At 58.0% G+C, this 395-nt stretch carries 2 protein-coding genes; both read right to left on the bottom strand.

All coding sequences use genetic code 11. The features are described 5' to 3' along the window. A partial coding sequence (locus HWE01_RS22630; protein WP_241822957.1) for an ATP-binding cassette domain-containing protein occupies positions 1 to 320 on the bottom strand: 320 nt, incomplete at its 3' end. Between the two features lie 15 nt (positions 321 to 335). Then, positions 336 to 395, bottom strand: a 60-nt coding sequence (locus HWE01_RS22995; RefSeq protein WP_502798467.1) for an ABC transporter ATP-binding protein C-terminal domain-containing protein, incomplete at its 5' end; no start/stop codon positions are given.

The following is a 395-nucleotide window of genomic DNA, read 5'->3' as shown; positions in this document are numbered from 1 at the left end:
GCACCCATCAACAGGTTTTCCTGGATGCTCATGCGCGTAAATACGCCACGCCCTTCCGGCACCATCGCCAGCTTGTCCTTGACCAGCTCGAAGGACTTCTTGCCCTTCAACGGATTGCCCATGTAATACACATGGCCATCTACCTTGCTGCTGGGCAGCGTGCCGGTGATGGCTTTCAAGGTCGTGGTCTTGCCCGCGCCATTGGCACCGATCAGGGTGACCAGTTCACCATCGTTGACCTCCAGGCTGATGCCCTTGACGGCCTGGATGCCGCCATAGGCCACGCTCAGTTGTTCGACTTTGAGGATGTTCGTTGTCATGTTCTGTGGTCTCGCTTAATGTCCTGCACCGAGGTAGGCCTCGATCACCGCCGGGTTCTTCTGCACGTCTGCCGG

The organism is Herbaspirillum sp. C7C8 (assembly GCF_022627875.1).
Classification (GTDB): domain Bacteria; phylum Pseudomonadota; class Gammaproteobacteria; order Burkholderiales; family Burkholderiaceae_D; genus Herbaspirillum.
This window is presented reverse-complemented; position numbering and strand designations above follow the sequence as displayed.